Annotated in this window: 11 protein-coding genes; all 11 read right to left on the bottom strand. The window is 53.3% G+C overall.

Translation table 11 applies throughout. From position 1 onward, the window contains the following. Nucleotides 1-2: 2 nt before the first annotated feature. The 11 genes from dnaE to ispU all read right to left on the bottom strand — a co-directional run bounded on the left by dnaE (nucleotide 3) and on the right by ispU (nucleotide 13,804). Nucleotides 3-3,485, bottom strand: coding sequence for a DNA polymerase III subunit alpha (dnaE, locus tag AC6I8K_RS03820; RefSeq protein ID WP_064737505.1), 3,483 nt, complete (start codon nucleotides 3,483-3,485; stop codon nucleotides 3-5). 31 nt (nucleotides 3,486-3,516) lie between these two features. Beyond that, nucleotides 3,517-4,143, bottom strand: a complete 627-nt coding sequence (rnhB, locus tag AC6I8K_RS03815; protein ID WP_064737506.1) for a ribonuclease HII — start codon at nucleotides 4,141-4,143, stop codon at nucleotides 3,517-3,519. Continuing rightward, nucleotides 4,136-5,284 carry a lipid-A-disaccharide synthase gene (lpxB, locus tag AC6I8K_RS03810; RefSeq protein ID WP_064737507.1) on the bottom strand — a complete coding sequence of 383 codons (1,149 nt, stop codon included), beginning with the start codon at nucleotides 5,282-5,284 and terminating at the stop codon, nucleotides 4,136-4,138. The genes rnhB and lpxB overlap by 8 nt, the downstream gene beginning before the upstream one ends. A gap of 3 nt (nucleotides 5,285-5,287) precedes the next feature. Further along, nucleotides 5,288-6,076 (bottom strand): acyl-ACP--UDP-N-acetylglucosamine O-acyltransferase, encoded by a 789-nt coding sequence (gene lpxA / locus AC6I8K_RS03805; RefSeq protein WP_064737508.1) that lies wholly within the window; start codon nucleotides 6,074-6,076, stop codon nucleotides 5,288-5,290. Nucleotides 6,077-6,079: 3 nt separating this feature from the next. Further along, nucleotides 6,080-6,535, bottom strand: a complete 456-nt coding sequence (gene fabZ, locus AC6I8K_RS03800; RefSeq protein WP_007893924.1) for a 3-hydroxyacyl-ACP dehydratase FabZ — start codon at nucleotides 6,533-6,535, stop codon at nucleotides 6,080-6,082. Between the two features lie 190 nt (nucleotides 6,536-6,725). Further along, nucleotides 6,726-7,751, bottom strand: coding sequence for a UDP-3-O-(3-hydroxymyristoyl)glucosamine N-acyltransferase (gene lpxD / locus AC6I8K_RS03795; protein WP_064737509.1), 1,026 nt, complete (start codon nucleotides 7,749-7,751; stop codon nucleotides 6,726-6,728). 3 nt (nucleotides 7,752-7,754) lie between these two features. Then, nucleotides 7,755-8,255: an OmpH family outer membrane protein gene (locus tag AC6I8K_RS03790; protein ID WP_007893920.1), complete on the bottom strand. Its 501-nt coding sequence runs from the start codon at nucleotides 8,253-8,255 to the stop codon at nucleotides 7,755-7,757. 95 nt (nucleotides 8,256-8,350) lie between these two features. Then, a complete protein-coding gene (gene bamA, locus AC6I8K_RS03785; RefSeq protein WP_064737510.1) occupies nucleotides 8,351-10,762 on the bottom strand; it encodes an outer membrane protein assembly factor BamA in 2,412 nt (803 codons plus the stop codon). 51 nt (nucleotides 10,763-10,813) lie between these two features. Further along, the gene (rseP, locus tag AC6I8K_RS03780; RefSeq protein WP_064737511.1) at nucleotides 10,814-12,163 is read right to left on the bottom strand and encodes a sigma E protease regulator RseP; all 1,350 of its coding nucleotides are present in this window, start codon (nucleotides 12,161-12,163) and stop codon (nucleotides 10,814-10,816) included. Nucleotides 12,164-12,175: 12 nt separating this feature from the next. After that, nucleotides 12,176-13,033: a phosphatidate cytidylyltransferase gene (gene cdsA / locus AC6I8K_RS03775; protein WP_064737512.1), complete on the bottom strand. Its 858-nt coding sequence runs from the start codon at nucleotides 13,031-13,033 to the stop codon at nucleotides 12,176-12,178. 18 nt (nucleotides 13,034-13,051) lie between these two features. Then, entirely contained in the window at nucleotides 13,052-13,804 is a 753-nt protein-coding gene (ispU, locus tag AC6I8K_RS03770) for a (2E,6E)-farnesyl-diphosphate-specific ditrans,polycis-undecaprenyl-diphosphate synthase (RefSeq protein ID WP_064737513.1), read from the bottom strand. Between the last annotated feature and the right edge of the window lie 2 nt (nucleotides 13,805-13,806).

Genomic DNA, 13,806 nt, shown 5'->3' with positions numbered 1-13,806 from the left:
TTTTAGTCAAACTCCAGTTCCACCTGCTCCGATCCTACTAACGACCGCAAATCGTTGAGTAAACGATCGCTGGGCGAAATTCGCCACGCTGCACCAAAGCGTAGCTTCGCCCGCGCATCGGCTCTCTGATAGTAGAGATGCACCGGAATGGTCCCGGAGCGATGAGGCTCCAGAGACTGGCGGAGACGGTTTAAAAGCTGGTCATCAATTTGCCTGTCCGTCAGCGAGATAGCAAGTCCGCGCGCGTATTTTTCCCGCGCTTCGTCGATGTCCATCACTTCTCGAGCGGTCATTTTAAGGCCACCGCTAAAGTCATCAAAGCTGACCTGTCCACTGACGATCAGGATACGGTCCTTCTCCAGCAACTGCTGGTATTTATCTAACGCATCGGTAAATAACATCACTTCAAGACGACCTGAACGATCGTCAATCGTACAAATACCAATTCGGTTACCGCGTTTAGTGACCATTACGCGGGCGGCAATCACCAGCCCCGCGGCGACGGTTACTTTACCACGATCTGTCGGATGCATGTCTTTCAGCCGCATGCCGCCGACATAACGTTCAATTTCTTTCAGATACTGATTAATGGGATGGCCGGTGAGATACAGCCCCAGCGTCTCACGTTCGCCATCCAGTTGAATTTGTTCCGGCCACGGCGTGATGCTGGCGTAGGATTTCTCAACCTGCTCCGGCTCTTCCGCCAGCACGCCGAACATATCGGCCTGACCGATGGCTTCGGCTTTGGCGTGCTGATCGGCCGCTTTTAATGCATCGCCGAGCGCACTCATTAAGGCCGCACGATGCGGGCCGAGACGATCGAACGCGCCCGACATGATCAATTTTTCCATCACGCGGCGGTTGATCTTTTTGGTGTCAGTACGCGCGCAGAGATCAAACAGCTCTTTGAAGTAACCGCCTTCGTTACGCGCATCAATGATCGCTTCGATCGGACCTTCGCCCACGCCTTTGATCGCGCCGATGCCGTAAACGATCTCGCCTTCGTCATTGACGTGGAACGGATACAAACCTGAGTTGATGTCCGGCGGCAGCACTTTAAGGCCCATACGCCAGCATTCATCGACCAGGCCAACCACTTTCTCGGTGTTATCCATATCGGCGGTCATTACCGCCGCCATGAACTCTGCCGGATAGTGCGCTTTCAGCCACAGCGTTTGATAAGAAACCAGTGCGTAAGCAGCGGAGTGCGACTTGTTAAAGCCATAACCGGCGAACTTCTCCACCAGATCGAAGATTTTCATCGACAGTTCGCCGTCGACGCCCATCTTCTCCGCGCCGTCCTGGAACACCGAACGCTGCTTCGCCATCTCTTCGGGTTTCTTTTTACCCATCGCACGGCGCAACATGTCCGCGCCACCCAAGGTGTAGCCGGACAGCACCTGGGCGATCTGCATCACCTGTTCCTGATACAGAATGATGCCGTAGGTCGGCTCCAGCACCGGCTTCAGGGTTTCGTGCTGCCACTGAATATCCGGATAAGAAATCTCTTCGCGGCCGTGCTTACGGTCGATAAAGTTATCTACCATGCCCGATTGCAGCGGTCCCGGACGGAACAGCGCCACCAGTGCGATCATATCTTCGAAGCAGTCCGGCTTCAGGCGTTTGATCAGATCTTTCATGCCACGCGATTCAAGCTGGAACACCGCGGTGGTTTCCGAGCGCTGCAGCATGTCGAAGCTTTTCTTGTCATCCAGCGGGATGGCGGCGATATCAATCGGTGGCAACCCCTGCTTTTCACGGCGTGGGTTAATCATCTTCAACGCCCAGTCGATGATGGTGAGCGTACGTAGGCCGAGGAAGTCAAACTTCACCAGCCCGGCATATTCCACGTCATTCTTATCAAACTGGGTAACCGGGAATTGCCCGTTTTCATCGCAGTACAGCGGCGCAAAATCGGTGATTTTGGTCGGCGAGATCACCACACCACCGGCGTGTTTACCGGCGTTACGCGTCACACCTTCCAGTTTACGCGCCATGTCGATCAGCGCTTTCACCTCTTCATCTGCCTCGTAGATCTCCGGCAGCTGCGGTTCAGCCAGGAAAGCTTTTTCCAGCGTCATGCCCGGATCTGGCGGAATCAGTTTGGAGATACGATCAACAAAACCGTACGGATGGCCAAGTACACGCCCTACGTCGCGAATTACCGCTTTCGCCGCCATGGTACCGAAAGTAATGATCTGCGATACCGCATCACGACCATACATATCGGCCACGTGATCGATCACCTGATCGCGCTTCTCCATGCAAAAGTCGACGTCAAAATCGGGCATCGAGACACGTTCCGGGTTCAGGAAACGTTCGAATAGCAGGTCAAACGCCAGCGGATCGATATCGGTAATTTTCAGCGCATACGCCACCAAAGAACCGGCGCCCGAGCCACGGCCGGGTCCCACTGGGATCCCGTTGTCTTTAGACCACTGGATAAACTCCATCACGATCAGGAAGTAGCCAGGGAAACCCATCTGGTTGATAACGGTAAGTTCGATCTCCAGACGTTCATCGTATGCCACGCGTTTTTCTGCGCGCACCGCAGGATCCGGGAAGAGGAATTGCATACGCTCTTCCAGACCTTCACGCGACTTCGCCACGAGGAAGTCTTCGGTACTCATGTCACCGGTTGGGAACTGCGGCAGGAAGTATTCGCCGAGGCGTACCGTTACGTTACAGCGCTTAGCAATCTCTACGCTATTTTCCAGCGCTTCCGGGATGTCCGAGAACAGCTCGCACATCTCCTCTTCACTGCGCATATATTGCTGAGGACTGTAATTACGTGGACGCTTTGGATCGTCCAGCGTATAGCCGTCATGAATCGCGACGCGAATTTCATGCGCATCAAAATCTTCTTCATTCAGGAAGCACACTTCGTTAGTGGCAACGACGGGAATCCCTTCGGCAATTGCCAGCTCGACCGCGGCATGCAGATAAGCTTCTTCATCTGCGCGACCGGTGCGCATTAATTCAAGGTAATAGCGATTCGGGAAGTGTTCCTGATAAAAGCTCAAACACTGCGCCACCATGGCGCTATTCCCGCGCAGCAGGCTACGTCCCACATCACCGCGACGTCCGCCCGAGAGCAGAATCAGGCCTTCACCCAATTCCAGCAGCCAGTCACGATCGATGATCGGGCCCGCAATGCCGTAACCGCGCTGATACGCACGCGAAATCAGCAAAGTCAGGTTTTGATAACCGGTGTTATTGGCCGCCAGCAGAGTCAGCTGCGTCAGCTCATCGCCCATCAGTTCACTGGCAACCTGGAAGTCCGCACCGACAATCGGTTTAACCCCCGCGCCGTGCGCACTACCGTAAAAACGCACCAGCCCGCACAGGTTGATGTAGTCGGTAATGGCGATCGCCGGCATGCCAAGCGCAGCCGCCTTCTTGATCAAAGGTCCGGTTTTCGCCAGACCATCAACCATGGAGTAGTCACTGTGGACGCGCAGATGTATAAAACGAGGTTCAGCCATATCAGTTTCCGGTTAAAACAGCGTCAGGCTATTAAAGCGTAGTTGGCTGGCGGGCTGCCAGCACGTCGGCATCAATCAGAGCGTTACGCACCGGCGCAAAGCTGCGACGATGATGAGGTGTGGCGCCGTGCTGCGTCAGCTTTTCCATGTGCAGCGCAGTTGGATAGCCTTTGTGCTGCGCAAAGCCATATTGCGGGAACAAAAGATCCAGCTCGGCCATTTCACGATCGCGCGTGACTTTGGCGATGATCGAGGCGGCACTGATCTCTTTCACCAGGCTATCCCCCTTCACTACCGCCTGCGCGGGCATCGGCAGCGCGGGGCAACGGTTACCATCAATCAGTACAAAGTCTGGAGCAATGTGCAAACCCGCTACCGCGCGCTGCATCGCTAGCATGGTGGCGTGCAGAATATTGAGCTGATCGATCTCTTCCGGCTCAGCACGGCCAAGACTCCAGGCCAGCGCTTTCTCTTTAATCTCGTCATACAGCGCCAGACGGCGTTTCTCTGATAACTTTTTCGAGTCTGCCAGTCCCGCAATCGGGTTAGCAGGATCGAGGATCACCGCCGCAGTCACCACGGCGCCAACCAGCGGACCGCGCCCGACTTCATCAACGCCAGCAATCAGCTGCGCGTTGGGATAAATAAACTCAGCCATTGATGATCTCCAGTACCGCATCCGCCGCTTGCTCATCAGCATTCCAGCGAATCTGTTGATGCAGTTCGGTGAAAGTATTAAGCAGCACTTCACGCTCAGGGCCGGCGTGCAGCAACGGCTCCAGTGCCGCGGCTAACGCTTCGGGCTGACATTCATCCTGCAGTAACTCTTTGACCAATTCACGACCGGCCAACAGATTTGGCAGGGAAACGTACGGTGTTTTCACCAGACGCTTTGCCAACCAAAAGGTAAACGGCTTCATGCGATAACCGACCACCATCGGACATTTCGCCAGCATGCACTCCAGCGCGGCGGTGCCGGACGCAAGAATAGCGGCATCGCTGGCCAGCATCGCCTGACGGCCTTTGCCATCCAGCAAATGCATGGGCAGTTCTGGCGCCACTTCAGCTTTGATCTGCTCAAACTGCTCGCGGCGTTTGGCATTAACCAGCGGTACCACAATTTCCAGCGTTGGATAGCGCTGACGCAGCAACTGCGCGGCGCGCAGGAAATCGGCGCTGAGCATTTCGACTTCCGCACCGCGACTGCCTGGCAATAAGCCAAGGCAAATCGCCTCTGCGGCAATGCCTAACTCGCGGCGCGCCGCCAGCTTATCGGGCTGTAGCGGCATCGCATCAGCCATGGTATGACCGATAAAACGGCACGGCACGTTAAAACGATCGTAGAAGGCTTTTTCGAACGGCAAGAATGCCAGAACCAAATTGGTGTTGCGGCCGATTTTGAAAACGCGCTTTTGACGCCACGCCCAAACGGAAGGACTGACGTAATGAATCGTGCGAATACCTGAGCGCTTAAGGCTACCTTCCAACGTAATGTTGAAATCAGGCGCATCAATGCCAACGAATACATCCGGCTTGAGTTCCGTGAAGCGCTGCGTCAGGTCACGACGAATCTTCAGCAGACGCCGCAGGCGTCCCAGCACTTCGACGATGCCCATCACCGCCAACTCTTCCATCTCATACCAGGCTTCGCAGCCTTCGGCCTGCATCAGCGGGCCGGCCACGCCAACAAAGCGCGCATCAGGATGACGCGCTTTTAACGCACGGATGAGTCCTGCACCAAGAATATCGCCGGAGGTTTCTCCGGCGACCAGGGCAATCGTTAGGGGACGCGCTGACATGGATTAACGAATCAATCCACGCGTTGAACGGGCAAAGAAATCATAGAAAGGCTGCACTTCGCTGTGTTGTTTCGCCAGCAGTTCAATCTCTGGTTTCACTTCATCCAGCGTTTTGCCGCTGCGGTACAGCAGTTTGTACGCGTTGCGAATGGCGTGCAGTGCTTCTTTACTAAAGCCGCGACGCTTCAAACCTTCGATATTAATACCGTACGGCGTGGCGTGGTTGCCCTGCGCAATGACATAAGGCGGCACATCCTGTGCGACGCCTGAACAACCGCCAACCATCACATGAGCACCAATGATGCACCACTGATGTACCGCAGTCATACCGCCGATAATCGCGAAATCATCAACGGTAACGTGACCGCCCAGCGTGGCATTGTTAGCAAAGATGCAGCGATTACCGATCACGCAGTCATGCGCGATGTGAGCATTCACCATCAGCAGGTTATCACTGCCAACTTTGGTCACGTTGCCACCCTGCGTGGTGCCACGATGAATGGTGACGCTCTCGCGGATGCGGTTGCGATCGCCAATTTCAACGCGCGTCGGTTCACCAGCATATTTCAGGTCCTGATTCACTTCACCAATGGAAGCAAATTGGTAGATCTGATTGTCTTTGCCGATGCGCGTGTGGCCGTTCACCACCACGTGCGATTTGAGTACCGTACCTTCACCAATTTCTACATTGGCGCCGATAAAGCAGAACGGGCCGATGTGAACATTAGCGCCGATAATGGCACCGTCTTCAATGACAGAACTGGGATGGATATTGGCGGTTGAATCAATCACTTATTATGCCTCCCGGCTACGGGCACACATCATGGTCGCTTCACAGACAATTTTGCCGTCAACGGTGGCCACACCTTTAAAGCGCGTCAGACCACGACGGGTTTTCTCGAATGTCACTTCCATGATCATCTGATCGCCCGGCACAACCGGACGCTTGAAACGGGCTTCATCGATACCAGCGAAGTAATAGAGTTCGCCTGGTTCCAGTTTTCCAACGCTTTTGAACGCCAGAATACCGGTCGCTTGCGCCATCGCTTCCAGGATCAGAACGCCTGGGAAAATCGGCTTACCAGGGAAGTGTCCCTGGAAAAACGGTTCGTTAACAGAAACGTTCTTCACCGCGCGCAGGTATTTATGCTCTTCAAAATCCAGCACGCGATCAACCAGCAAGAAAGGATAGCGGTGTGGCAGCAGTTCTAAAATCTCTTCAATTTTCAGAGTATGCGTTTCAGTAGTCAAAATACTCTTCCTGTCCTAAAAATTCTGATGGCAACAATAACACGGCCTGCACCGATCAAAATGATCTTCCGCAGGCCGCAAATTAGTTCGGGGCGTTTCGCTTTCTTACGTTACCTGCTGCCATCTCGGGTTACCCCAATCTGGAAGAAAGTACACTTCTTGTTATGAAAGCGAGTAGCGTGGGATGCGTTTAGTCGTCTTTGCCGACCTTACGTTCGATGGCTTTTAAGCGTTTGCTTATTTCATCGATGTTCATCACCAGCGCTGCTGTTTTACGCCATGTTTTGTTGGGTTGCAGTGGAATACCCGACGAATATACGCCTGGCTCTGTGATCGGGCGCATTACCATGCCCATGCCGGTTACGGTCACTTTGTCACAGATTTCCATATGGCCGTTAATGACGCTGGCGCCGCCAATCATACAGTAACGTCCAATCTTCAGACTACCCGCCATGATCACACCACCCGCAACTGCGGTGTTATCACCAATCACAACGTTGTGCGCAATCTGACACTGGTTATCTATGATAACACCATTGCCGATCAGAGTGTTATCCAGCGCGCCGCGATCAATGGTGGTACAGGCACCAATTTCTACCCGATCACCAATCACGACGGTACCCAGCTGCGGGATTTTCACCCAATTGCCACGATCGTTAGCATACCCGAAACCATCAGCACCAATTACCGTGCCCGACTGAACCAGACAATCCTGGCCCATTTGGATTTCGTGATAAATGGTGACGTTAGCCCACAAACGTGAGCCGCGACCGATGCGCGTCTGCTTACCAACAAAACATCCGGCGCCAATAACGACGTCGTCACCCAGCTCTACGCCGGATTCGATCACCGCATTTGCACCTACCGAAACATTCTTACCCAGCTTAGCCGTTGCATCGATCACCGCACTGGGCGCGATATTCTGCGCGGGCTGCGGCGTGGTGTCCAGCAGTTGTGCCATACGGGCATAAGTCAGGTAAGGATTTTTCACCACCAGGGCGGCCGTTTTACACCACTCCAGATCCGCTTCCGTCAGCACCACGGCTGAAGCCTGGATAGCAGCGAGTTGCTCGCGGTAGCGGCTGTTTGCAAGAAAAGTGATTTGGCCAGTTGTGGCGGATTGCATAGAAGCAATGCCGGAGATGACGATATCGCCATCTCCGTGCAATTCTGCATCCAACTGCTGGGCTAAATCAGCCAGTCGAATTGATGACATCAATTATTTAACCTGTTTTACAACGTCAGCAGTGATGTCTTTAGCATCAGAAGAAGAGTACAGCACGGCCTGAGAATCCAGGACCAGATCGTAACCTTCGCTTTTCGCTACAGACTGCACAGCGGTCTGGATTTTAGCCAGCAGCTTGTTACGCTCCTGCATCTGACGAGTTTGGTTGTCTTTGTCAAAAGCCTGTGCTTTTTGTTCAAAGGCAGCGCGCTCAGAAGAGATTTGCTTCTCTTTCTTCGTGCGGTCGCTCGCTTTCATGGTCGAAGCATTACGCTGCAGATCCTGAATTTCTTGCTGGATCTTCTGCTGCTGAGACTGGAGGTCAGAGGCGCGGCTCTGGAATTCGCCTTCCAGTTGTTTAGCAACCGCGGCACGCTGCGGAGACTGCTGGAAAACCTGGCTCAGGTTTACGACGGCAACTTTATCAGCCGCTTGGGCACCCGCAGAAGCAGCTAATGCAACACCCAGAGCAGCAGCACAGAACAACTTTTTCACTATAAACTCCTTACCTCAACGTGTGTGTTTGCAGCGTGTCGCATCATTAAGCGACACGCATACAAGACGGTATTTTCACTTCCCTGCTCAGAGCATTACCATGTTTTACCGATGTTAAACTGGAATTGCTCTGACTTGTCTCCCTCGACTTTCTTCATCGGCTGGGCGTATGAGAACACCAGCGGTCCTAACGGTGACATCCACTGCAGTGCCACACCGGCAGAGACGCGAATGTTATTAGGATCGCTGTAGTCTGGCACACCCGCCGCACGTGTTTCTGCGGTGTTCTGCCATTTGGTATCCCAAACGGTACCGGCATCCATAAACACCGAGGTACGCACAGAGTTTGCATACTTCTCGCTCAGGAACGGCGTTGGCGTAATCAGCTCAAGGCTGGCAATCGCCATAGCGTTACCGCCGACCGCATCATCCGACTTACAGACGCCGTTCGGATCAGAGATGTTACAGGTTGACGAGCCATCGTTCAGATACGCAGCTTTAGGACCAATGGTGTTGGACTGGAAGCCACGAACCGTGCTCGAACCACCGCCGTAGAAGTTCTCATAGAACGGCATCTCTTTACCATTAAGTCCGTCACCATATCCTACACGGCCACGGCCTAATACCACCCACGTACCATCGCGGTTCAGCGGCACATATTGCTGGCTATCCAACGTCGCTTTGTAGAATGCGTTATCAGAGCCAGGAATAGTCACTTTACCGTTCAGGTTGGTACGGTTACCGCGCGTTGGGAAGAAGCCGCGGTCTAAGGTGTTATAAGTCCAACCGTAGTTGAAGGTGAAATCATCTGCAGAGAAATCACCGTCATCATTTAAGCCCTGATGACGACCGACCGAATCCAGATAACGCCACATCGCAACCTGTGGACGCATGTTGGACAGGTCGTTATGCACGTAACCTAAGCCAACACGCAGCGTGTTGTTTTCATTGACCGGGAAGCCCAGCGTACCGTCGAGACCATAACTTTTGTTGGTATAGTCAGACAGATCCGCGTCGTCGGCTTTAAAGTCGTTATAGAACAAGCGACCGCCGAGGCTCACACCATCAACCGTGAAGTACGGATCGGTCAGTGAGAATTCAGCATAGGTCTGATAATCATTTTTGGTCCCGCTGATGCCGACGGTGTTACCGGTGCCGAGCCAGTTTTCCTGGGTCACGCCAACCTGGAAGCTCACGCCACTTTCAGTACCGTAACCGACACCAAAGTTGAAGGTACCGGTGTTACGTTCTTTCACCTTGTAGACCACATCAACCTGATCCGGTGCACCCGGAACACGTTGCGTATCAACGTCAACGGTTTCGAAGTAACCGGTACGATTCAGACGCTCTTTACCCTGATCGACCAGGTCGCTGCCCAACCAGGCACCTTCCATCTGACGCATTTCACGGCGCAGTACTGAATCTTTTGAGGTGTCGTTACCTTCAAAACGCACTTTACGCACGTAGTAACGGTTGCCCGCATCCACGTTGATGTGCAGTTTGACAGTTTTGTCAGCATCGTTAATTTCAGGCTGCGTCATTACGCGTGGATAGGCGTAACCATAGCGGCCCAGCAATTTCTTGATGTCATCTTCCATTTGGGTGACTTTGGTGCCGTTATACAGCTCACCCGCTGGAATTCTGGTCATCTTTTCGATTTCAGCAGAATGGCCCGCCATGCTGCCGTTCACAATCACGCCGGCAATCTTGTACTGATCGCCTTCGTTAATGTTCACGGTGATGTAGATGCCTTTTTTATCTGGCGTCAGGCTCACCTGCGTAGAATCAATGTTGAAACGCGCATAACCGCGATCCAGATAGAAGCTGCGCAGGGTTTCGAGATCGCCCGCTAACTTCTGCTTCTGGTATTTGCGATCGCCAACGACGTTCCACCACGGCACTTCATCTCGCAGTGAGAAGCGGGAGATCAGTTCGTCAGAGCTGAAAGCTTTATTGCCAACGATATTGATCTGCTGGATCTGCGCCGAAACGCCTTCCTGGAAGACGAATTTCAGATCGACACGATTGCGCGGCAGTGGCGTAGCAATCGCTTTGACGCTGGCGGTGTATTTACCGACGCTGTAGTAGAAGTCTTCCAGGCCCTTCTCAATGGCTGAGAGCGTGGTGCGATCCAGCGCTTCGCCAACGCGCACGCCAGAAGCTTCGAGGTTCTGTTTCAGCTGATCTTCTTTCACCGCTTTGTTGCCGGAGAAAGTGATGTTGGCAATGGTTGGACGCTCTTTCACCTGAACAATCAGGGTTGTACCGTCACGCAGAACCTGCACATCTTCAAAGTTACCGGTGGCGAACAGTGAGCGAATGGTGTTTCTGACGTCATCGTCATTCACCGTATCACCGACACGTACCGGCATGCTGAGCAGAGCCGCGCCGACGGCGACTCGCTGGAGACCTTCGAAATGAATGTCCTTCACTACGAAATCGTCTGCACCGTAAACGGTGGCGCTGCTAAACAGCAGCGACGCTATGAGCAACTTTTTCATCGCCATCGTTGTTATGCGTTTTCCTAACACATCCCGCGCCTGTATGCGTTCCAGCTATTACAGACGTGAGAAATCATTGAAAAGTGCAAGCCCCATTAACAGCACTAGCAAAATTGAGCCAATGCGATAACTAAAGTCCTGAACTCGCTCGGACACCGGTCCACCTTTGATCTTTTCGATCGCCAGAAAGAGCAGATGACCACCATCTAAAACCGGCAGAGGGAACAGGTTAATGATGCCCAGGTTGACGCTGATGAGCGCCAGGAACATCAGGTAATAAATTACCCCGTACTCTGCTGATAACCCGGCACCTTGCGCGATAGAAATCGGCCCGCTCAGGTTATTCAGCTTCACATCCCCGATTATCAACTTGCCCAGCATGGAGACTGTTAGCTTCATCAACTGCCAGGTTTTTACACTGGCTTCGCCGATCGCCGCAAAAGGTCCATACTGCCTTACCGTTTTGTACTCATCAGGCAGCGGAATCACACGCGGTATGACACCCGCAAAGCCTTCCGCTTCGTTGCCCGGTTTTGCTTCCGGCGTTAGTGTCAACGCCACAGGTTCGCCGTTGCGCTCAATATCTAGCGCCATGTTTTTACCCGGGTTATCCCGTACCTGTGCCGCAAAAGCCTGCCACTGTGACAATGGCTGACCATCGACTTTAACGATCCTATCGCCCGCTTGCAAACCAGCATTGCTTGCCGGAGAGTTTGCCTGAACTTCGGCTAAGGTCGTTTCAATCTGCGGCCCACGTGGACGAATACCTAAAGCGACCACCGGATCCTGTTTATCAGGTTCGAATTGCCAATCGCGCAAATTTAATTGCTTTTGCTGCGTGGCTTCTTCGCCAAATTGCGAGACGGTAAGCGTTGCATCGCTGTCGCCGATTTTACCGATCAGCGCCATACGCACAGCATCCCAATCAGGCGTTTCGATACCATCTACCGCTTTAAGTTCCATGCCAGAGTTAATTTGCGCTTCAGCAGCGACGGAACCGTTCAGAATTTCACCAACTACCGGGCGTACACCAGGTACGCCGTGGATGAATACTACCCAGTAAGCGAAGATGGCAAAAATGAAGTTAGCGATGGGGCCGGCCGCGATGATGGAAGCACGCTGCAGCACGGTTTTATTATTAAAGGCTTGATGACGCAGTTCGGCGGGAACGCTCTCAACGCGTTCGTCGAGCATTTTGACGTAGCCGCCGAGGGGAATCAGCGCGATGACATACTCAGTGCCCTGACGATCGGTACGGCGCCACAACGCTTTGCCAAAGCCAATCGAGAAACGCTCGACTTTGACACCGCAGCGGCGCGCCACCCAAAAATGGCCAAACTCGTGCACGGTAATCAGCACGCCAAGCGCCACGATAAAGGCGGCAAAACTCCAGAGTATACTCAACATCGTCGGCTATCCTCAGAGGGTGCGGAACACCAACAGCAGCAGGCAGGCAAACACCGGCACCGCAGCCGTCAGGCTATCAATACGATCGAGAATACCACCGTGCCCCGGAATCAAGTTACCGCTGTCTTTAATGCCCGCTTCACGCTTAAACATACTTTCTGTCAAATCGCCCAGGACTGATGCCAGGGTGGCGATTACCGCACAGATGATCAGCGTGCCCGGCGCAACTGAGAGCGGTGCCAACAGTGCAAACAGCCAGGCTATGATGGCAGATGACAATAGGCCGCCGAAGAATCCTTCCCAGGTTTTACCTGGAGAGACTTTTGGGGCCAGCTTATGTTTGCCAAACAGACGACCAAACATGTAGGCACCGGAATCGGCTCCCCAGACAAGGAACATCACGAACAGTAGCCACCAGGCACCGGCGAAGTGGTCGGTATCATAATGATACTGACGCAGCGCCATCATGCCCCAGAAGAAGGGAATCAAGGTGAGCAGGCCAAACAGCAGGCGCAACGAACGCGAATGGCGCCACAGCGCGGCAGAAGCAGGATAAAACAGCACTAAAAATAGCGCGACAACCCACCAGCCCAGCGATGCCCAGAGCGAGCCTTCCATCTGGAATTGGTGCAGGTTGCGTTGATAGGGTGCAAGGGTAAACAGCATCGCGGACAGCAATAGCCCGCATAGCACGGCCAGCCAGATACGTTGCTGACGCGTTTTCATACCAGCAAACTGCCCCCATTCCCAGGCGGCAAGCATGCAAATAATGATAGTAATGATCGCAAAACCGGACAGGGGTAACCAGAACAGTGCAGCGATCACCAGCGGAATCAAAATCAACGCGGTAATCAGACGAGACTTCAGCAAAGGTTACCCCCAAATTGCTTAGGCGCCGCCTGGTGCAGTACCGCCATAGCGTCGCTCCCGCGTAGAGAATGCATTCAGTGCACCTTCAAAAACGTTTTCATCAAAATCAGGCCAAAGAACATCGGTAAACCAAAACTCAGCATAGGCGATTTGCCACAGCAGGAAGTTGCTAATCCGATGCTCTCCCCCGGTCCTTATCACTAAATCCACTGGCGCCAGCTCCTGCATACACAGATACGGAGCCAGGCTTTCTTCGGTAATCTGGTCAGGACGCAGTATGCCTTCCTGAACCTGTTCGGCCAATTTTCTGGCACCCTGGATAATATCCCAACGGCCGCCATAATTAGCAGCAATGTTAAGGGTCAGTCCATTATTTTGCTGAGTCAGTTCCTCGGCGCGGCGAATGCGTTCCTGAATACGGTTATTGAAACGGCCGATATCACCAATGACGCGCAGACGCACATTGTGCTTGTGCAGGCTTTTGACTTCGCTGTCTAATGCCCAGACAAACAACTCCATTAACGCTGTCACTTCCTGAATCGGTCGGCTCCAGTTTTCACTGCTAAACGCATAAAGCGTGAGCGCTTCCAGTTTATGGCTAACCGCAAAGCTGACAGCCCGGCGTACTGATTTTACCCCGGCTTTGTGGCCTGAAATACGCAGTTTGCCCTGATTTTTTGCCCAGCGACCATTACCATCCATAATGATGGCCACGTGACGTGGCGTGCAGTACGACTCGTCATCGATTGTATTGTGATTGTTGGACGACATAA

It is taken from the genome of Pantoea sp. X-Soil-ISGK-421 (assembly GCF_059730785.1).
The sequence above is the reverse complement of the archived record's forward strand: the minus strand, read 5'-3'. Positions and strand labels throughout refer to the sequence as shown.